Below are 19312 nucleotides of genomic sequence, written 5' to 3' on the forward strand. Positions count from 1 at the left end.
TTCTTCAAATTATGGTCGGGGCAGTTGTGAACGTGGTGAAGCATGCCGTTGGTGGCTTGTTATTAGCGTAGTCAGAGATGCTCGCCATGGCGGGCCATGATGTGCCGCACCACGCTGTAGTCCTGAAGCGAATCGCTGGACAGGTCTTTGCCGTAGCCCGAACGTTTCAGGCCGCCATGGGGCATTTCGCTGACCAGCATGAAGTGGCTGTTGATCCAGGTGCAGCCGTACTGCAAGCGCGCCGCGACCTGCATGGCCTTGTCGAGGTTTTGGGTCCAGACCGAGGAGGCCAGGCCGTATTCCGAATCGTTGGCCCAGTCCACCGCTTGTTCCAGCTCATCGAAGCGGGTCACGGTGACCACCGGCCCGAACACTTCGCGCTGGACGATCTCGTCACTTTGCTTGCAGCCGGCGAGCAGGGTCGGCTGGTAATAGAAGCCGGCACCGGAGTGCACCGCCGCGCCGGTCACCCGCTCGATGTGCGGCTGGCCCAAGGCACGCTCGACAAAACTGGCCACGCGGTCACGCTGGCGGGTGCTGATCAGCGGGCCGATTTCGTTGTCGGCATCGCGCTTGCCGGCGAAACGCAGGCTGCTGACGGCCGCACCGAGCTCGGCCACCAGGCGGTCATGAATCCCGGCCTGGGCATAAATGCGGCAAGCGGCGGTGCAATCCTGGCCGGCGTTGTAGTAGCCGTAGGTGCGCACGCCTTCGACCACGGCCTGAATGTCGGCATCGTTGCAGACGATCACCGGAGCCTTGCCGCCGAGTTCGAGGTGGGTGCGTTTGAGTGTCTTCGACGCGGCCTGCAGAATCTTCTGGCCGGTGACGATATCGCCCGTCAGCGACACCATGCGGATCTTTGGATGGCTCACCAGATGGCTGCCGACGCCTTCGCCGCCACCGCAAACGATGTTGATCACTCCCCGTGGCAGGATCTCGGCCAGTGCCGGGGCCAGGGCCAGGATCGACAGCGGCGTGTGTTCCGATGGCTTGAACACCAGGGTGTTGCCCGCGGCGAGGGCCGGGGCGATTTTCCACGCGGCCATCATGATCGGGTAGTTCCACGGCGCAATCGACGCCACGACCCCGATAGGATCGCGCCGGACCATGCTGGTGTACCCCGGCAGGTATTCGCCGCTGAGCTGGCCGGTCTGGCAACGCACGGCACCGGCGAAGAAACGGAACACGTCGACCGTGGCACTCAAGTCGTCCTGACGGGCCAGGTGCAGCGGCTTGCCACAGTTCATGGATTCGAGGCGGGCCAACAGGTCGGCGTTTTTTTCGATGGTGTTGGCGATTTCCAGCAGCAGGTTCGAACGCTGCTGCGGCGTGGTCCGTGACCAACCGGCAAAGGCACGGTGGGCGGCGAGGATCGCGGCTTCGACTTGCTCGGTGCTGGCTTCGGCGATCCGGGTCAGGACTTCCCCGGTGGCGGGGTTGAGAATCGGCTCGACGCAGCCTTGACCGGCAACCAATTCACCATCGATCAACAATGCGGTGAACAACGGGGTCTGCGCGCCAGCCATTTTTCGGGTTCTCGTTTTTTGTGTGGCTTGTTGTGTAGACATGGCAGCGCTCCCTGTAACTGGGGCTCGGCCGTCTTTATTAGATGCACAAGACTAGTTCGCGGGCCCGAGGACAACAAATACTAAATACTGAAGGTGGCGTTCGATTAAATAGATGGCTTGCGCCCGCCGTGGGGTTGTTCGCGGGCGACCGTCAGGAACGGGTCCACCAGCGCCGGTCGCGCGGTGCCGCGACGCCAGGCCAGGCCGACATCCAGGGTCTGGCTGAGGTCTGCGATCGGTCGCGCTTCGATGATGTCACCCTCCAGTGACCACGGGCGATAGGTCATGTCAGGCTGGATCGACACGCCCAAACCGGCGGCCACCAGGCTTCGCACCGCTTCGGTGGAGGCCGTGCGCAGGGTGATGCGCGGTTGCAGGGAGGCGGCCGACCACATGCGTTGGGCGTTGCGGTCCATTTCATCGACGTTCAGTTGAATCAATGGCTCGCGGGCCACGTCGGCGAGGTTGATGCTGTCGTGTTCGAGCAGCGGGTGCTGGGCCGGCAGCCATAGCCGGTGCGGCGAGTGGGTCAGGACTTCGGTCTGCAGGGCGTGGCGGTCTTCGAGGTTGGAGAGGATCAACACGCCGACATCGATCTCGCCGCTGACCAGCAAATGCTCGATGTACGGGCGCTCGTCTTCCATCACGCGGATTTCCACGTTGGGGTAGGCGCGCTGGAAACGGGTGAGCAGATCCGCCAGGTAATAACCGGCCACCAGGCTGGTCACGCCGACGATCAGTTGCCCGGCAACCTGGTCGGTGCTCTGTTGCAGGCTGCGCTTGGCGTTATCCACCGTGGCCAGGATCAAGTGCGCCTGACGCAGGAACTGATGCCCCTGGTGGGTCAGGGTCATGCCCTTGGCGTGGCGGCTGAACAGGCTGACGCCGATTTCCTCCTCCAGTTGCTGGATCGCCAGGGTCAGGGTTGACTGGGAAATGAATGCGGTTTGCGCGGCGGCCGAGATCGAGCCGGTCTCGGCCACGGCGATGAAGTGACGGATCTGACGCAAGGTCATCATGGGAAAGCACCCGGTGGGCTGTTTTTATCGATTGGCGAGAGTGTATATCTTTTTTTCTGATAGGCCGTCGCAAGCGGCAATGGGCGCTGAGGCATGCAACATCTGGAAGCACTCTCGCCCATGGGGCGGGGGCACTTTCGTTTTAGGCTGGTGGTCTTGGTTTCAGGTTAAACGTCTTTTGGAGGCGGTAAATGAACACCCGTGGATTGCTCGATCAACTACTCAAGTCCGGCCAGGACCTGTTGCAGAACAAGGCCGGCAGCCCTCAGCAAAAGGGCGCGAGCGGTGGCACCAGCGCCCTCGGCGGTTTGCTCTCCGGTGCGAGTGGCGGGGCATTGGCGGCAGGTGCAATGGGTTTGCTGCTCGGCAGCAAAAAGGCCCGTAAAGTCGGGGGCAAGGTCGCGGTCTACGGTGGTCTCGCCGCGCTGGGCGTGCTGGCTTATAAAGCCTACGGTAACTGGCAGGCGCAGCAGGGCGGTGCAGCCGCTACGGAGCCGCAAACCCTGGACCGCGTACCGGCCGCGCAAGTCGAGCTGCACAGTCAGGCGATTCTCAAGGCGCTGGTGGCCGCGGCCAAGGCTGACGGTCATGTCGATGCACGTGAGCGCGCCTTGATCGAAGGCGAATTCACCCGGCTCGACAGCGACCGGGAACTGCAACACTGGCTGCACGCCGAGCTCAACAAGCCGCTGGACCCGAGCGATGTCGCCCGCGCCGCCCTCTCTCCGGAAATCGCCGCCGAGATGTACATCGCCAGCGTGATGATGGTGGACGAGGAAAACTTCATGGAGAAGGCTTACCTCGACGAGCTGGCGCGGCAGCTCAAGCTGGAGCCGGGGTTGAAGGCCGAGCTGGAAAAGCAGGTTCGCCAGGCCTCCCTGTAAACCTTCAGGCTGCATTCGCGAGCAGGCTTGCTTCCCACATCAGGTCTTCAGTGATCGCAGATTCTGCGTGCACCAGAGATTGAATATGGGAGCGAGCCTGCTCGCGATGGCGTTTTCAGCCACACCACCGCCCCTTTCTGCCCAATCACCCTGGTACCCGTCCCGCCTTTTTTTGACGGGATGAGAAGCGCTGCGCATCCGTCTTATAAATGAAACACCGCCCTCGGCTATACTCCCCGCATTTCGAATCGGCCCCGAGGAATGACTGTGAAGAACTGGACGTTACGCCAACGCATTTTGGCGAGCTTTGCGGTAATTATCGCCATCATGTTATTGATGGTGGTCGTCTCGTACTCCCGGCTGTTGACGATCGAAAACAGCGAGGCCAGCGTGCGTGAGGACGCTCTGCCAGGGTTGTATTACAGTTCGATGATTCGTGGCGCGTGGTCCGACAGTTATGTGCGCATTCAGGCCATTCTCGGCCTGGAGGAGGGGCAGAGTTTCACTGCCGAGGATGCCGCGAACTTCAAGGGCTTCGCTGATCGGTTGAAAGAGCAGATGGACCTCTACCGTGCAACGATGGGCGACGAAGAAGACAGGGTCGATTTCGCAGCGTTCGAAAAACTTCATGACGACTACCACCGGATTCTGGCCGCGGTGATCGAGTTGCATAAACGCAACCAGAGCGCCGCGGCCGTCAACATGTTCAACAGTGAACTGACCCCGACCTGGGCAGCGGGTCGAATGAAGGTCAATGACATCCTGCGTCATAACAAGACCGTGGCGGACACAGAAATCGCGGCCATTGATGATGCGGTGGTCACCGCCAAAGTCATCATGGGCATTTCCCTGGTGATCGCGGTGCTGGCCGCCGGTCTCTGCGGCCTGTTGCTGATGCGCGCCATCATGGCGCCGATGAACCGCATCGTGAAAATCCTCGAAATCATGCGCACTGGCGACCTCAGCAGCCGCCTGAACCTGGAGCGCAAGGACGAGTTCGGCGCGGTAGAGACCGGGTTCAACGACATGATGACCGAGCTCACTTCTCTGGTGTCCCAGGCCCAGCGTTCGTCGGTGCAGGTGACCACCTCGGTGACCGAGATCGCCGCGACGTCCAAGCAGCAACAAGCCACAGCCACCGAAACCGCCGCCACCACCACGGAAATCGGCGCGACCTCCCGTGAGATCGCGGCCACTTCCCGGGATCTGGTGCGCACCATGACCGAGGTCTCCACCGCCGCCGACCAGGCTTCCGTGGCTGCCGGTTCCGGTCAGCAAGGTCTGGCGCGCATGGAAGAAACCATGCACTCGGTGATGGGCGCGGCCGATCTGGTCAACGCCAAGCTGGCGATCCTCAACGAGAAGGCCGGCAACATCAATCAGGTGGTGGTGACCATCGTCAAGGTCGCCGACCAGACCAACCTGCTGTCGCTCAACGCCGCCATCGAGGCCGAGAAGGCCGGGGAATACGGACGCGGCTTTGCCGTGGTCGCCACCGAAGTGCGGCGCCTGGCGGACCAGACGGCCGTGGCCACCTACGACATCGAGCAAATGGTGCGCGAGATCCAGTCGGCGGTATCGGCCGGGGTCATGGGCATGGACAAGTTTTCCGAGGAAGTGCGTCGTGGCATGTCCGAGGTGCAGCAGGTCGGCGAGCAGTTGTCGCAGATCATCCATCAGGTCCAGGCGCTGGCGCCGCGGGTGCTGATGGTCAATGAGGGCATGCAGGCCCAGGCCACCGGTGCCGAGCAGATCAACCACGCGCTGGTGCAGTTGGGTGATGCCAGCAGTCAGACCGTCGAGTCTCTGCGCCAGGCCAGTTTCGCCATCGATGAGCTGAGCCAGGTGGCCGTCGGGCTGCGCAGCGGCGTTTCGCGATTCAAAGTCTGATGAGCGAAATCACGGCCAAACGCTCTGCCGTGAAGCAGGCGCTGCATGCCTTGTTTCTGGTGTTTCGCATCGGCAACGAGCGCTATGCCTTGAAGGCTGTCGAAGTGGCTGAAGTGCTGCCGCGCCTGCCGTTAAAGCCAATTCCCCATGCTCCCGGCTGGGTCGCCGGGGTATTCGCCTATCGGGGCGCGGTGGTGCCGGTGATCGACTTGAGCGCACTGACCTTTGGCACGCCTGCACAGGCCCGTACCAGCACGCGACTGGTGCTGGTCAACTATCGCCCGGACGAAACCGCCGAGACGCAGCTGCTTGGGCTGATCCTCGAACAGGCGACCGACACCCTGCGCTGCGATCCGGCGGATTTTCAGCCCTACGGCCTGGACAATCGCCAGACGCCTTACCTCGGGCCGGTGCGCAAGGACGAGCAGGGCTTGTTGCAATGGGTTCGGGTCGGCGATCTGCTGGACGATCAGGTACGCGCCTTGTTGTTCCCCTCGCCGCCAATGGATCCGGCACTGCTGCAGGAGCGGCCATGAACAGCGACCAGCGTTTTTTCGACTTCCTCAAGGAAACCATCGGGCTCGACGTGACCTCGGTAGGGCCGGCGATCATCGAGCGAGCGGTGCGCCAGCGCAGCATCGTTGCGCAAGCCGTGTCGGCCGATGAATATTGGCGCACCCTGCTGGGCTCGCGGGACGAGCAGCAGGCGTTGATCGAAGCGGTGATCGTTCCGGAAACCTGGTTCTTTCGCTACCCGGAGTCCTTCGTCACCCTGGCTAAACTCGCGAGCAAGCGTCTGGCCGAGATCAACAACCTGCGTGCATTGCGGATTCTCAGCCTGCCGTGCTCCACCGGCGAAGAACCGTACTCGATCGCCATGGCGTTGCTCGATGCCGGGCTCAAACCGCACCAGTTCAAGGTCGACGGCCTGGACGTCAGCCCGTTGTCAGTGGAAAAAGCCCGGCGTGCGTTGTACGGCAAGAATTCCTTCCGGGGGGACGACATTGCGTTTCGCGATCGCCATTTCATCGCCGAAGGCGAGAGCTATCGCCTCGATCAGCGGGTGCTCGAGCAGGTGCGCCTGCAGGTCGGCAACCTGCTGGACCCGGCCTTGCTGGCCGGTGAGCCGCCCTTCGATTTCGTGTTTTGTCGCAACCTGCTGATCTATTTCGACCAGCCGACCCAGAAGCAAGTCTTCGAAGTGCTCAAGTGCCTGACCCACGTTGACGGCGTGCTGTTTATCGGACCGGCCGAAGGCAGTCTGCTGGGGCGTTTGGGGATGCGCTCGATCGGGATCCCGCAGTCCTTTGCGTTCAGTCGACAGGGGACTGCGGACCCTGATCCCTTGCCGGTATTCGTTCCTGCACCGCTGCCAGTGCCGCAACCGTTGCGCAATCCACCGCCTGCGCCAGTGCGCAGCCGTCCGTTTGCCCAGGTTGCGCCGCTGCGGCCGGCGCCTGCCAACTCTGGCTCCGACACTGCCGCGCTGCTGGCCAATATCGCCGTGCTGGCCGATGAAGGCAAAAGCGCCGAGGCGCGAGCAGCGTGTGAAAGCTACTTGCGCAGTCATGAGCCGGTGGCCCAGGTCTTTTACTGGCTGGGACTGCTCAGCGATGTGGCCGGCAATACCCTGGAAGCCCAGGGTTTCTATCGCAAGGCGTTGTACCTCGAACCGCAACATCCCGAAGCGTTGATGCACCTGGCCGGTTTGCTGCTGGCCCAGGGCGACGCGATGGGAGCCAGACGATTGCAGGAGCGTGCCGCCCGCAGCGCACGCGCCGCCGACAGTGAGCGTAAACGATGATCGCCGCCGACACCTTTAGCGTCACCCGGGATGCCCAGGCCATCGACGATTGCTGGAATCGCATCGGTATCCACGGCGACAAGTCCTGCCCGCTGCTCAGCGACCATATTCATTGCCGCAATTGTGCGGTGTATTCGGCGGCCGCTACACGCTTGCTCGATCGTTATGCATTGCTGCAGGAAGATCGCGGGACTGTGTCCGTCGCGGTTGAGAGCGAGGTGAAAACCCGCTCGCTGTTGATGTTCCGTCTGGGTGAAGAGTGGCTGGGGCTTGCGACCCGTAGTCTGGTCGAGGTGGCGCCGCTGCAAGCGATTCACTCTTTGCCGCATCAACGTTCCCGGGCCTTGCTTGGCGTGGCGAATGTGCGAGGCGCACTGGTCGCCTGCCTGTCGCTGGTGGAGCTGCTGGGGCTCGACGGCGCCAGCAGCGTGGCCACCGGTGCGCGGGTCATGCCGCGCATGCTGATCATCGCCGCCGATGGTGGACCGGTGGTGGTGCCGGTGGACGAAGTCGACGGGATTCACGCCATCGACGAGCGCACCCTCGATGCCGCATCGCGCTCGGGTACCCAGGCCAGCGCCAAATACACCCGTGGCGTGTTGCAATTCAAAGGTCGCAGCCTGCGCTGGCTGGATGAAGAACAGCTGCTGTCCGCCGTGACCCGGAGCCTTACATGACCCCCGAGCAAATGCGCGACGCCTCTTTGCTGGAGCTGTTCAGCCTGGAGGCCGAAGCCCAGACCCAGGTCTTGAGCGCCGGCCTGCTGGCGCTTGAGCGCGATCCGACCCAGGCCGATCAACTTGAATCGTGCATGCGTGCGGCGCACTCGCTCAAGGGCGCGGCGCGGATCGTCGGTGTCGACGCCGGGGTCAGCGTCTCCCATGTGATGGAAGATTGCCTGGTCAGCGCCCAGGAAGGCCGCCTGTTGCTGCGCCCCGAGCACATCGATGCGTTGCTGCAAGGCACCGATTTGCTGATGCGCATCGCCACGCCGAACAACAACCCGGAGGCTGCGGACATCGAGGCCTACGTGGCGTTGATGGCGCGGTTGCTGGACCCGGCGGCTCCGCGGGTTGCGCCTGCCGCGCCGGTGATGGCCGAACTTCAGCTTGAACCACCCGCGCCCAGGATCGAGCCGCCGACGCCTGCCGTCGAAGCGTCATCGGCGCCGGCTCCGCGCAAGACCAAACGCACCACTGAAAACGGCGAACGTGTGCTGCGTGTCACCGCCGAGCGCCTGAACAGCCTGCTCGATCTGTCGAGCAAATCCCTGGTGGAAACCCTGCGGCTCAAACCGCACCTGGCGACCATGCAGCGACTCAAGCGCATGCAGAGCAACAGCCTGCGCGCACTGGAGAATCTCAATGTGCATCTCAAGGACCACGCCTTGAGCCTGGAGGCCCGGGAAGCCCTTGAGGATGCGCGGCGTTTGCTCGCGCAATCACAGCAACTGCTCATGGAAAAGAATGCCGAACTCGACGAGTTCGCCTGGCATGCCAGCCAGCGGGCGCAGGTGTTGTACGACACGGCGCTGGCTTGTCGCATGCGGCCGTTCGCCGATGTGTTGACCGGGCAGGTGCGGATGGTCCGGGATCTGGGGCGCGACCTGGGCAAGCAGGTGCGCCTGGAAATTGAAGGCGAAAAGACTCAGGTCGATCGCGACGTACTGGAAAAGCTTGAAGCGCCGCTGACTCACCTGTTGCGCAACGCCGTCGATCACGGCATCGAAACCCCGGAGCAGCGATTGCTGGCGGGCAAGCCGGCTGAAGGTTTGATTCGCCTGCGCGCCTCCCATCAGGCCGGTTTGCTGGTGCTTGAATTGAGCGATGACGGCAACGGCGTGGATCTGGAAAAGGTCCGTCGCAGTATCGTTGAGCGAAATCTGTCGCCCGTGGAAACCGCCGCGCAGTTGAGCGAAGAGGAGTTGCTGACGTTCCTGTTCCTGCCCGGGTTCAGTCTGCGGGACACGGTCACTGAGGTGTCCGGTCGCGGCGTCGGCCTGGATGCGGTGCAGCACATGGTCCGGCAGTTGCGCGGTGCGGTGGTGCTGGAGCAGACGGCGGGCGAGGGCAGTCGTTTCCACCTTGAGGTGCCGCTGACCCTGTCGGTGGTGCGCAGCCTGGTGGTGGAAGTCGGCGACGAAGCCTATGCCTTCCCGCTGGCGCACATTGAGCGCATGTGCGACCTGGAGTCGGCGGATATCGTGCAGGTCGAAGGTCGCCAGCATTTCTGGCACGAAGGCCGGCATGTCGGCCTGGTGGCGGCCAGTCAGTTGTTGCAACGCCCGGCCAGCCAGAACAGCGGGCAAACCCTGAAAGTCGTGGTGATTCGCGAGCGTGATGCGATCTACGGCGTGGCCGTGGAGCGGTTTATCGGTGAGCGGACCTTGGTGGTGCTGCCGCTGGATGAGCGTCTGGGCAAGGTGCAGGACATCTCCGCCGGGGCCTTGCTCGATGACGGTTCGGTGGTGCTGATCGTCGATGTCGAAGACATGCTGCGTTCAGTGGAGAAGCTGCTCAACACCGGTCGCCTGGAGCGCATTGCCCGTCACAGCAATCAGGTGGTCGAGGCGGCCCGCAAACGAATTCTGGTGGTGGATGATTCCCTGACCGTGCGAGAGTTGCAGCGCAAGCTGTTGCTCAATCGCGGCTACGACGTGGCGGTTGCGGTGGACGGCATGGATGGCTGGAACGCGCTGCGTTCGGAGGATTTCGATCTGCTGATCACCGACATTGATATGCCGCGCATGGACGGTATCGAACTGGTCACGCTGTTGCGTCGGGACAATCGCCTGCAATCGCTGCCGGTGATGGTGGTGTCCTACAAGGATCGTGAAGAAGACCGGCGCCGTGGACTGGATGCCGGGGCCGACTATTATCTAGCCAAGGCCAGTTTTCATGATGACGCCTTGCTCGATGCAGTGGTCGAGCTCATTGGAGGAGCGCGGGCATGAGGATCGCAATCGTCAACGACATGCCCATGGCGGTGGAGGCCCTGCGCCGCGCCCTGGCATTCGAGCCGGCCCACGAGGTGGTCTGGGTCGCCGGCAATGGCGCCGAAGCGGTGCGCCAGTGCGCGCTGGACACCCCGGACCTGATTCTGATGGACCTGATCATGCCGGTGATGGACGGTGTCGAGGCCACGCGGCGGATCATGGCCGAGACCCCCTGTGCCATTGTCATCGTCACAGTGGATCGCCAGCAGAACGTGCACCGGGTGTTCGAGGCCATGGGCCACGGTGCGCTGGACGTAGTCGATACTCCGGCGGTCGGTGCCGGCAATGCCCAGGAAGCGGCCGCGCCGTTGTTGCGCAAGATCTTGAATATTAGCTGGCTGATCGGCGACAAGGGCAATCGCCCGCGCCTGACGACGGCGCCATTGCACCGCTCGGGCTCACGCCAAAGCCTGATCGCCATTGGCTCATCCGCTGGCGGGCCGGCAGCGCTGGAGGTCTTGCTCAAGGGGCTGCCGCGTGATTTCTCTCCGGCGATCGTGCTCGTGCAGCATGTTGACCAGGTGTTTGCCGCCGGCATGGCTGAATGGCTCGGCAGCGCCAGCGGCCTCGACGTGCGCCTGGCCCAGGAAGGCGAGCCGCCGCAAAGCGGCACGGTACTGTTGGCCGGCACCAATCACCATATTCGTTTGCTGAAAAACGGCACGCTGGCCTACACCGCCGAACCGGTCAACGAGATCTACCGGCCATCCATCGATGTGTTCTTCGAGAGCGTGGCCAGTTACTGGAATGGCGATGCCGTGGGGGTTTTGCTCACCGGCATGGGGCGTGATGGCGCCCAAGGGCTTAAACTCATGCGCCAACAGGGCTACCTGACCATCGCACAAGACCAGGGCAGCAGTGCGGTGTACGGCATGCCGAAGGCGGCCGCCGCCATCGACGCTGCCGTGGAGATTCGCCCGCTGGACAAGATAGCGCCACGATTGCTGGAGATTTTCGCCAAATGAGCACCTTTTCCCTCATTCCTGGCTCAGGTAGTACTCAGGTGACCGCACATGACTGAATTACAGCTCGACGACTTCAAGACCGACGAAAACGCCGCCATGGTGTTGCTGGTGGACGATCAGGCCATGATCGGCGAAGCCGTGCGTCGCGGCCTGTCGAACGAAGAGAACATCGATTTTCACTTCTGCGCCGACCCGCACCAGGCCATTGCCCACGCGGTGCGCATCAAGCCGACTGTGATCCTGCAGGATCTGGTCATGCCCGGCCTCGACGGCCTGAGCCTGGTGCGCGAGTACCGCAATCACCCGGCGACCAAGGATATTCCGATCATTGTCCTGTCGACCAAGGAAGACCCGTTGATCAAGAGCGCGGCCTTTGCCGCCGGGGCCAACGATTATCTGGTCAAGCTGCCGGACAACATCGAACTGGTCGCGCGCATCCGCTATCACTCGCGCTCCTACATGACCCTGCTGCAACGGGACGCGGCGTACCGCGCGTTGCGGGTCAGCCAGCAACAACTGCTCGACACCAACCTGGTGCTGCAACGCCTGATGAACTCCGATGGCCTGACGGGGTTGTCGAACCGTCGGCACTTCGACGAATACATGGAACTGGAGTGGCGCCGTTCGTTGCGTGAGCAGAGCCAGTTGTCGTTGCTGATGATCGACGTGGACTATTTCAAGGCCTACAACGACAGCTTCGGTCATCTGGAAGGCGATGAAGCCCTGCGCAAGGTCGCCGCGGCGATCAAGGATGCCAGTGCCCGACCTTCGGACCTGCCGGCCCGCTACGGCGGCGAAGAGTTCGCCCTGGTGCTGCCCAATACCTCCCAGGGCGGAGCCCGACTGGTGGCCGAGAAGCTGCGCCAGACCGTGGCGGCCCTGAAGATCCCGCATAGCTCGCCCACCGAAGGTTCGAGCCTGACCATCAGCATCGGCCTGTCGACCATCACGCCGAAAGCCGGCAGCAACTGCCGCGACCTGATCCTGGCGGCGGACAAGGGGCTGTATTCGGCGAAGAACAATGGGCGTAATCAGGTGGGGATCGGGTGATCTGGTGAAACACCGCGCTCTGCAGGAGCTGCCGAAGGCTGCGATCTTTTGATTTTCGCCGTTAAAGCAAGATCGCAGCCTTCGGCAGCTCCTACATGCACTTGCCGTGACTCCCAAAACCATTCGCCGGTAAACCCGCCATGCGGGCTGCCGGGGCCGCTTGATTACGGTATACTCGCCGGCTTTCAAAAGTTCGCCAACGAGTGCTGCCCGTCATGGAAATCAACCCGATCCTGAACACCATCAAGGACCTGTCCGAGCGCTCCGAAACTATTCGGGGGTATCTTTGACTACGATCAAAAGCATGAGCGTCTGACCGAAGTCAATCGCGAGCTTGAAGATCCGAGTGTCTGGAACAAACCTGAATACGCCCAGGAACTGGGCCGCGAGCGCGCCGCGCTGGCGCAGATCGTCGATACCCTCGACGAGCTGAACACCGGTCTGGCCGATTGCCGCGACCTGCTGGACATGGCCGTCGAAGAGAACGACGAAGGCGCAGTGGGCGATGTCGTCGCCGAGCTGGCCCGTCTCGAGGAAAGTCTGGCCAAGCTGGAATTCCGCCGTATGTTCAGCCACGAAATGGACCCGAACAACGCCTACCTGGACATCCAGGCCGGTTCCGGCGGCACCGAAGCCCAGGACTGGGCCAACATCCTGTTGCGCATGTACCTGCGCTGGGCCGACAAACGCGGTTTCGACGCCACCATCATGGAACTGTCCGCCGGTGAAGTCGCCGGGATCAAGGGCGCGACCGTGCACATCAAGGGCGAATACGCCTTTGGCTGGTTGCGCACCGAGATCGGCGTGCACCGCCTGGTGCGCAAGAGCCCGTTCGACTCCGGCAACCGTCGCCACACCTCGTTTTCCGCGGTGTTCGTCTCGCCAGAGATCGATGACAAGGTGGAAATCGAAATCAACCCGGCAGACTTGCGGATCGACACCTATCGTTCCTCGGGTGCCGGTGGTCAGCACGTAAACACCACCGACTCGGCCGTACGTATCACCCACGTACCGACCAACACCGTGGTCAGCTGCCAGAACGAACGTTCCCAGCACGCCAACAAAGACACCGCCATGAAAATGCTGCGGGCCAAGTTGTACGAGCAGGAAATGCAAAAGCGCAACGCGGCGTCCCAGGCACTGGAAGACACCAAGTCCGATATCGGCTGGGGTCATCAGATCCGTTCGTACGTGCTCGATGCCTCGCGGATCAAGGATCTGCGCACCAACATCGAACGCAGCGACTGCGACAAGGTGCTCGATGGCGACATCGACGAATACCTGGAAGCGAGCCTGAAGTCCGGGCTGTAAAACACGCAATACAAGATGATCCCTGTAGGAGCTCAGGGGGACGCCTAGTCCCTGCTGAGCAATCCCCGGGCCGCAGGGCCCGGGGGCAACGAACCTGATGGAATATTTAAAGACATGAGCGACCTAGAACTCGACCCGCAAGCCCTGCAACAGGAAGAAAACTCCCTGATCGCCCTGCGCAAGGAAAAGCTTGCTGCCGAGCGCGCCAAGGGCAACGCCTTCCCGAACGACTTCCGTCGCGAAAACTACTGCGAACAACTGCAGAAACAGTACGCGGACAAGACCAAGGAAGAGCTGGCAGAGGCTGCGATCCCGGTCAAGGTTGCCGGTCGCATCATGCTCAACCGTGGCTCGTTCATGGTGATCCAGGACATGACCGGGCGTATCCAGGTCTACGTCAACCGCAAGACCCTGTCCGAAGAAACCCTGGCCGCGGTGAAAACCTGGGACATGGGCGACATCATCGCCGCCGAAGGCACCCTGGCCCGTTCCGGCAAGGGCGACCTGTACGTCGAAATGACCAGCGTGCGCCTGCTGACCAAATCCCTGCGCCCGTTGCCGGACAAGCACCACGGCCTGACCGACACCGAACAACGCTATCGTCAGCGTTACGTTGACCTGATCGTCAACGAAGACGTGCGCCAGACATTCCGTGTGCGTTCGCAAGTCATCGCCCACATCCGCAGCTTCCTGATGAAGCGTGACTTCCTGGAAGTGGAAACGCCGATGCTGCAGACCATTCCGGGCGGCGCGGCAGCCAAGCCGTTCGAAACCCACCACAACGCGCTGGACATGGAAATGTTCCTGCGTATCGCGCCTGAGCTGTACCTCAAGCGCCTCGTTGTCGGCGGCTTCGAGAAAGTGTTCGAGATCAACCGCAACTTCCGTAACGAAGGCGTTTCGACTCGTCACAACCCTGAATTCACCATGTTGGAGTTCTACCAGGCCTACGCCGACTACGAAGACAACATGGACCTGACCGAAGAACTGTTCCGCGAACTGGCGCAGCTGGTCCTGGGCAGCACCGACGTGCCGTACGGCGACAAGGTATTCCACTTCGGCGAGCCGTTCGTGCGTCTGTCGGTATTCGACTCGATCCTCAAGTACAACCCCGAGCTGACCGCCGATGACCTGAACGACATCGACAAGGCTCGCGCCATCGCCAAGAAGGCCGGCGCCAAGGTGCTGGGCTTCGAAGGCCTGGGCAAGCTGCAGGTGATGATTTTCGAAGAGCTGGTCGAGCACAAGCTGGAGCAGCCGCACTTCATTACCCAGTACCCGTTCGAAGTGTCGCCGCTGGCCCGTCGCAATGACGACAACCCGAACGTCACCGACCGTTTCGAGCTGTTCATCGGTGGTCGTGAAATCGCCAACGCCTACTCCGAGTTGAACGACGCGGAAGACCAGGCCGAGCGCTTCATGGCCCAGGTGGCCGACAAGGACGCCGGCGACGACGAAGCCATGCACTACGACGCCGACTTCGTTCGTGCGCTGGAGTACGGCATGCCGCCAACGGCGGGTGAAGGCATCGGTATCGACCGTCTGGTGATGCTGCTGACCAACTCTCCGTCGATCCGCGACGTGATCCTGTTCCCGCACATGCGGCCGCAAGCGTAAGTGTTTCAAATAAAAAGCCGCCTTTGAGGCGGCTTTTTATTGCCTGTCTGGTACAAACGTATCAACTTGTTACTTTCATCTGAGAGGAAATACCTGTCGTGATTCGTGCAATAGCTCAAGAAGGTGCAGCGGGTGTCGCCACTGCGGTCGCTGAAAGTGTTCAGTACCAGGGTCGCAAGGCCAGCCGACAGGGCAGCGAACAGCGACGACAGGAAATCCTGGATGCCGCCATGCGCATTGTCGTGCGTGACGGTGTGCGGGCCGTACGGCACCGTGCGGTGGCCGCAGAGGCACAAGTGCCGTTGTCGGCGACCACTTACTATTTCAAGGATATCGATGACCTGCTCACCGATACCTTCGCCCAATACGTGGAACGCAGTGCGGCGTACATGGGCAAACTGTGGGTGAACAACGAGGGCCTGCTGCGCGAGATGATCGACAGTGGCGATGGCAGCCCGCAGGCGCGCTCGAAACTGGCGGACGACATTGCGCGGCTGATGACCGATTACGTTCACCGGCAACTGGTCAATCGCCGTGAGCATTTGATGGCCGAGCAGGCGTTCCGTCAGGAGGCATTGCTTAACCCGCGCCTGGCCGAACTGGTGCGCTCGCATCAGCAAATCCTGTTGCAGGGCTCTTGCCAGCTGTTCCAGGTATTGGGCTCGCGCGAGCCGCATCAGGATGCCAAGGTGTTGACGGCGATTATCGGCCGGATGGAATATCAGGGCCTGCTCAACGTAGACGAGCCTGCCGCCGAAGAGGAAATGCTCGGCATCCTGACGCGCTACATGCACCTGGTATTGGCGTCGGTCTAATCCGCGTAGGAGCTGCCGAAGGCTGCGATCTTTTGATCTTGATCCTTTGAAAAACAAGATCAAAAGATCGCAGCCTGCGGCAGCTCCTACAGGTTAGCGGTGTGTTCATAGGGAGTTTCGAATGAAAGCCTGGCGTGTCGTTGTGATCGCCTTGTCGTTCCTGCTGCTCAGTGGCTGTCTGGTGACCTTCAAGGAGCCGCTGCCTGCCAGCGAACCCGCGCCCAAGGGATTGCTCGGCAAATGGACCAGCACCAATGCCTGGGGCGAGCCGCTCAACCTCGAACTGACCCGCATCGGCGACAACCGCTATCAGGCCGTCAGTTATTACCGGGCCAGGCCCAGGGAGCGGGAGGCCTATCCCTTCACAGTGACGCGCCATGGCAACCGCTGGTATCTGTCGGCGAAGGTGCCGGCACAGTTCGGCGGGCATTTCACCATTGGCGGGTTTGAACTGACCGACAAGCATGAATTGGTGGTCTACGACCTCGACCTCGACCAGATCAACCAGGCCATGAAGCAGAAAGCCCTGAGCGGTGAAAGCTTCCAGACCCACGACGGTGATGGCGTATTGGTCGACAGCCACATGGATCAAGTCGCAGCCTACCTCGACGACCCGGCCAATTCCGATGTGTTCGTCGAAGCCGTGCGCTATCAGCGTCAGGCCAAAGCCAAATAAGCAGTACAAACAGGTTTCTACAGGAGTTTCGGGTGGACGATTACCAACAGTCGATACGCATTTTGTCCGATCGCATCGTGCTGGCGCAGACGCCGATCCGCGTCCTCGATGCGGTCAAGTGGGACGACAACATTCGTAAGGGCTTCCTCAAGGCCAAGGGCAAGGAAATGCCGGCGGTGGACCGCGACTACTACCTCAATCGGCCGCTGGCGTTCGATTCCAGCAAAGTGAAGCTGGAGTTCCAGAACATCGAGCGCGACATCACCCGCCAGCTCGGCCAGTTCAACCCGGTCGGCCAGATCATGCGCCGCATGTGCAAGGAATACCGCATGGTGATCCGCATGCTCGAAGCGCGTGGCACCGAGGATTTCGGCCTGATCTCCCAAGAGTTGTACGGCGCCGCGTCCGACGCGTTCCACGCTGGCGACCCGACACTGTCCGACCTGGGCATGATGTTGTCCGAATACCTGAATAACATCGACGGCCGTGGCGACCTCAAGGATGAGCCAAAGACGCTGACGGCCAAGGATGCGGTCGACCTGTTGCAGCATCGCTTGAACAAGGTGTTTGGCGAAGCCGAGGAAACCATCCGGGTGTTCGAGTCCGACGGCATCGTCGCCGATGCGGCGGCCGGCGCCGATTACATCAAGATCCGCTCCGATGCGATGTTCAACCAGCGCGATGTGCGCGCCCTGGAAGTCCATGAAGGGCTGGTGCACGTCGGCACCACCCTCAACGGCCTGAATCAGCCGATCTGTACCTTCCTCGCCAAGGGCCCGCCATCGTCGACGGTGACCCAGGAAGGCCTGGCGATCCTGATGGAAATCATCACTTTCGCCTCCTACCCGAGTCGCCTGCGCAAACTGACCAACCGCACCCGCGCCATCCACATGGTGGAGGAGGGAGCCGACTTCCTGCAGGTGTTCGAGTTCTTCCGCGAGCAAGGTTTCGAAATGCCCGAGAGCTACAGCAACGCCAGTCGCGTTTTCCGCGGCTCGGTGCCGACAGGTCTGCCATTTACCAAAGACTTGTCCTACCTCAAGGGCTTCATCATGATTTACAACTACATTCAACTGGCCGTGCGTAAAGGCAAGCTGGAGCAGATACCGCTGTTGTTCTGCGGCAAGACCACCCTGGAAGACATGCGTACCTTGCGCCAGTTGGTGGACGAAGGCCTGGTGGTGCCGCCCAAGTACCTGCCGGAACAGTTCCGCGACATGAACGCGCTGTCGGCGTGGATGTGCTTCTCCAACTTCCTCAACCACCTGAGCCTGGACCGGATCGAGGCGGATTACTCGAACATCCTGTGATGCTGTCAAAAGATCGCAGCCTTCGGCAGCTCCTACACTGATCCCCTGTAGGAGCTGCCGAAGGCTGCGATCTTGGCAATTGGAGCTTCACCGAAAATCCTTCCTTCCATCGCGAGGTTTCACCGGATGAGAACCCTCGGCATTCTCTGCCTTCTCCTGGCCTTGAACGGTTGCAGTTCGCTGCTGTTCTACCCCGAACCCGGCCAGTTGTTCACGCCGGAAAAGGCCGGGCTCGAATACCGCACGGTCACCCTGATCACCGCCGATGGCCTCAAGCTGAACGCATGGTGGCTGCCGGCGAAGAAGGGGGTCGAGGTCAAGGGTACGGTGCTGCACCTGCACGGCAACGGTGGAAACCTGCCCATGCACCTCGGCGGGAGCTTTTGGTTGCCGAAAAATGGTTACCAGGTGTTGCTTGTGGACTATCGCGGTTATGGCCTGTCCGAAGGTGAACCCAGCCTGCCGGCGATCTATCAGGACATCGACGCGGCCTTCAAATGGCTCGACCAGGCGCCCGAGGTCAAAGGCAAGCCGCTGATCCTGCTCGGCCAGAGCCTTGGGGGCTCGATGGCCGTGCATTACCTGGTCCAGCACCCGGAACGCCAGAAACAACTGAAGGCTTTTGTCCTCGACGGAGTGCCCGCCAGCTACCGAAGCATCGGTCAGTTTGCCTTGAGTACGTCATGGTTGACCTGGCCGGTGCAGGTGCCGTTGTCGTGGCTGGTGCCGGACGGCGACAGCGCGATCAACTCCATGACGCAACTCAAGGACGTGCCGAAACTGATCTACCACAGCATCGACGATCCGATCGTGCCTCTTTCCAACGGCATCCGTCTGTATCAAGCTGCGCCGCCGCCACGGGTGCTGCAACTGACCCGTGGCGGTCATGTGCAGACGTTCGCCGACCCGGTCTGGCGCAAGGTCATGTTGCGTTATCTCGATGATCCGCAGCATTTCAACGGCCTGCGCCGCCTGGGTGAAATCCCCAACTATCCGGCACCCCCGAATTCAGAAGATGAACCACCAGAGAGTCCGCAATGAGTGAAGAACGTAACGCTATCCCGCTGATCATCACCGGTATCTGCAGCATCCTCGGCACTGTCGGTGCCCTGTGGTGGTACGGCTACCTGCATTTCGCCAAGCCTGAGGATGCGTTGCTGCTCAACGAATTCACCATGCTCAAGACCGTGCCGGGTGAAGACTACAAAGTCTCCCTGGAACCGGCCGCGCAAGTGGCGCAGTGCATCGATGGCGTGCTGGTGCTGTTCGACATGGAACAGAAAGGCCTGACCGGCGTGCTGGTCGACAGCAAGAAAAAAGCCGTGCGCTGCATGGGGCAGGAAACGCCGCAGAAGCTGGAGCAGTAAACCGGTATTTGTTGGCAATAGAGATCAAATGTGGGAGC

The 19312-nt window shown here is 61.6% G+C and carries 17 protein-coding genes; 15 read left to right on the forward strand and 2 right to left on the reverse strand.

Features of this window, described 5'->3' with window-relative positions; genetic code table 11:
* Nucleotides 1-71 precede the first annotated feature (71 nt).
* Nucleotides 72-1529 carry a gamma-aminobutyraldehyde dehydrogenase gene (locus tag ACM6IT_RS19240; RefSeq protein ID WP_056721067.1) on the reverse strand — a complete coding sequence of 486 codons (1458 nt, stop codon included), beginning with the start codon at nucleotides 1527-1529 and terminating at the stop codon, nucleotides 72-74.
* Between the two features lie 146 nt (nucleotides 1530-1675).
* Nucleotides 1676-2590 (reverse strand): LysR family transcriptional regulator, encoded by a 915-nt coding sequence (locus ACM6IT_RS19245; RefSeq protein ID WP_007975056.1) that lies wholly within the window; start codon nucleotides 2588-2590, stop codon nucleotides 1676-1678.
* Between the two features lie 191 nt (nucleotides 2591-2781).
* On the opposite strand from ACM6IT_RS19245, the gene ACM6IT_RS19250 reads away from it, so the two are divergent.
* The 15 genes from ACM6IT_RS19250 to ACM6IT_RS19320 all read left to right on the forward strand — a co-directional run bounded on the left by ACM6IT_RS19250 (nucleotide 2782) and on the right by ACM6IT_RS19320 (nucleotide 19274).
* The gene (locus tag ACM6IT_RS19250; protein WP_414913896.1) at nucleotides 2782-3474 is read left to right on the forward strand and encodes a tellurite resistance TerB family protein; all 693 of its coding nucleotides are present in this window, start codon (nucleotides 2782-2784) and stop codon (nucleotides 3472-3474) included.
* 267 nt (nucleotides 3475-3741) lie between these two features.
* Nucleotides 3742-5364 (forward strand): methyl-accepting chemotaxis protein, encoded by a 1623-nt coding sequence (locus ACM6IT_RS19255; protein ID WP_056721061.1) that lies wholly within the window; start codon nucleotides 3742-3744, stop codon nucleotides 5362-5364.
* Nucleotides 5364-5900 (forward strand): chemotaxis protein CheW, encoded by a 537-nt coding sequence (locus ACM6IT_RS19260; protein ID WP_414913895.1) that lies wholly within the window; start codon nucleotides 5364-5366, stop codon nucleotides 5898-5900. Before ACM6IT_RS19255 ends, ACM6IT_RS19260 begins: the two co-directional genes overlap by 1 nt.
* Complete coding sequence (locus tag ACM6IT_RS19265; protein WP_409078250.1) at nucleotides 5897-7168, forward strand: CheR family methyltransferase; 1272 nt, start codon at nucleotides 5897-5899, stop codon at nucleotides 7166-7168. The genes ACM6IT_RS19260 and ACM6IT_RS19265 overlap by 4 nt, the downstream gene beginning before the upstream one ends.
* On the forward strand, nucleotides 7165-7845 hold the full coding sequence (locus ACM6IT_RS19270) for a chemotaxis protein CheW (RefSeq protein ID WP_223542177.1): 681 nt from the start codon (nucleotides 7165-7167) through the stop codon (nucleotides 7843-7845). Before ACM6IT_RS19265 ends, ACM6IT_RS19270 begins: the two co-directional genes overlap by 4 nt.
* Complete coding sequence (locus ACM6IT_RS19275) at nucleotides 7842-10121, forward strand: hybrid sensor histidine kinase/response regulator (protein WP_414913892.1); 2280 nt, start codon at nucleotides 7842-7844, stop codon at nucleotides 10119-10121. Before ACM6IT_RS19270 ends, ACM6IT_RS19275 begins: the two co-directional genes overlap by 4 nt.
* A complete protein-coding gene (locus ACM6IT_RS19280; RefSeq protein WP_223542176.1) occupies nucleotides 10118-11128 on the forward strand; it encodes a chemotaxis response regulator protein-glutamate methylesterase in 1011 nt (336 codons plus the stop codon). The genes ACM6IT_RS19275 and ACM6IT_RS19280 overlap by 4 nt, the downstream gene beginning before the upstream one ends.
* Before the next feature lie 48 nt (nucleotides 11129-11176).
* Entirely contained in the window at nucleotides 11177-12178 is a 1002-nt protein-coding gene (locus tag ACM6IT_RS19285) for a diguanylate cyclase domain-containing protein (protein WP_414918523.1), read from the forward strand.
* A gap of 215 nt (nucleotides 12179-12393) precedes the next feature.
* A protein-coding gene (gene prfB / locus ACM6IT_RS19290) for a peptide chain release factor 2 (RefSeq protein WP_109790603.1) occupies nucleotides 12394-13489 on the forward strand; the annotation gives its coding sequence in 2 pieces (ribosomal slippage) (nucleotides 12394-12465 and nucleotides 12467-13489; 1095 coding nt in all).
* A gap of 114 nt (nucleotides 13490-13603) precedes the next feature.
* Entirely contained in the window at nucleotides 13604-15106 is a 1503-nt protein-coding gene (gene lysS, locus ACM6IT_RS19295; RefSeq protein ID WP_056721048.1) for a lysine--tRNA ligase, read from the forward strand.
* Between the two features lie 98 nt (nucleotides 15107-15204).
* Nucleotides 15205-15921 carry a TetR/AcrR family transcriptional regulator gene (locus tag ACM6IT_RS19300; protein WP_056721047.1) on the forward strand — a complete coding sequence of 239 codons (717 nt, stop codon included), beginning with the start codon at nucleotides 15205-15207 and terminating at the stop codon, nucleotides 15919-15921.
* A gap of 121 nt (nucleotides 15922-16042) precedes the next feature.
* Complete coding sequence (locus ACM6IT_RS19305) at nucleotides 16043-16597, forward strand: hypothetical protein (RefSeq protein WP_414918524.1); 555 nt, start codon at nucleotides 16043-16045, stop codon at nucleotides 16595-16597.
* Between the two features lie 32 nt (nucleotides 16598-16629).
* A complete protein-coding gene (locus ACM6IT_RS19310; RefSeq protein ID WP_056721043.1) occupies nucleotides 16630-17907 on the forward strand; it encodes a flavohemoglobin expression-modulating QEGLA motif protein in 1278 nt (425 codons plus the stop codon).
* Between the two features lie 126 nt (nucleotides 17908-18033).
* Complete coding sequence (locus ACM6IT_RS19315) at nucleotides 18034-18948, forward strand: alpha/beta hydrolase (protein ID WP_056721041.1); 915 nt, start codon at nucleotides 18034-18036, stop codon at nucleotides 18946-18948.
* On the forward strand, nucleotides 18945-19274 hold the full coding sequence (locus ACM6IT_RS19320) for a hypothetical protein (RefSeq protein WP_046041078.1): 330 nt from the start codon (nucleotides 18945-18947) through the stop codon (nucleotides 19272-19274). The genes ACM6IT_RS19315 and ACM6IT_RS19320 overlap by 4 nt, the downstream gene beginning before the upstream one ends.
* Nucleotides 19275-19312: the final 38 nt, after the last annotated feature.

Source organism: Pseudomonas sp. IT-P4 (genome assembly GCF_949767755.1).
Classification (GTDB): domain Bacteria; phylum Pseudomonadota; class Gammaproteobacteria; order Pseudomonadales; family Pseudomonadaceae; genus Aquipseudomonas; species Aquipseudomonas monachiensis.

What these genes read in the sequence shown, in the direction of transcription:
- ACM6IT_RS19315 (WP_056721041.1), top strand. Translation starts at nt 18,034, where the DNA reads ATGAGAACCCTCGGCATTCTCTGCCTTCTCCTGGCCTTGAACGGTTGC.
- ACM6IT_RS19240 (WP_056721067.1), bottom strand. Translation starts at nt 1,529, where the DNA reads ATGGCTGGCGCGCAGACCCCGTTGTTCACCGCATTGTTGATCGATGGT.
- lysS (WP_056721048.1), top strand. Translation starts at nt 13,604, where the DNA reads ATGAGCGACCTAGAACTCGACCCGCAAGCCCTGCAACAGGAAGAAAAC.
- ACM6IT_RS19260 (WP_414913895.1), top strand. Translation starts at nt 5,364, where the DNA reads ATGAGCGAAATCACGGCCAAACGCTCTGCCGTGAAGCAGGCGCTGCAT.
- ACM6IT_RS19265 (WP_409078250.1), top strand. Translation starts at nt 5,897, where the DNA reads ATGAACAGCGACCAGCGTTTTTTCGACTTCCTCAAGGAAACCATCGGG.
- ACM6IT_RS19320 (WP_046041078.1), top strand. Translation starts at nt 18,945, where the DNA reads ATGAGTGAAGAACGTAACGCTATCCCGCTGATCATCACCGGTATCTGC.
- ACM6IT_RS19245 (WP_007975056.1), bottom strand. Translation starts at nt 2,590, where the DNA reads ATGATGACCTTGCGTCAGATCCGTCACTTCATCGCCGTGGCCGAGACC.
- ACM6IT_RS19275 (WP_414913892.1), top strand. Translation starts at nt 7,842, where the DNA reads ATGACCCCCGAGCAAATGCGCGACGCCTCTTTGCTGGAGCTGTTCAGC.
- ACM6IT_RS19250 (WP_414913896.1), top strand. Translation starts at nt 2,782, where the DNA reads ATGAACACCCGTGGATTGCTCGATCAACTACTCAAGTCCGGCCAGGAC.
- ACM6IT_RS19305 (WP_414918524.1), top strand. Translation starts at nt 16,043, where the DNA reads ATGAAAGCCTGGCGTGTCGTTGTGATCGCCTTGTCGTTCCTGCTGCTC.
- ACM6IT_RS19285 (WP_414918523.1), top strand. Translation starts at nt 11,177, where the DNA reads ATGACTGAATTACAGCTCGACGACTTCAAGACCGACGAAAACGCCGCC.
- ACM6IT_RS19280 (WP_223542176.1), top strand. Translation starts at nt 10,118, where the DNA reads ATGAGGATCGCAATCGTCAACGACATGCCCATGGCGGTGGAGGCCCTG.
- ACM6IT_RS19270 (WP_223542177.1), top strand. Translation starts at nt 7,165, where the DNA reads ATGATCGCCGCCGACACCTTTAGCGTCACCCGGGATGCCCAGGCCATC.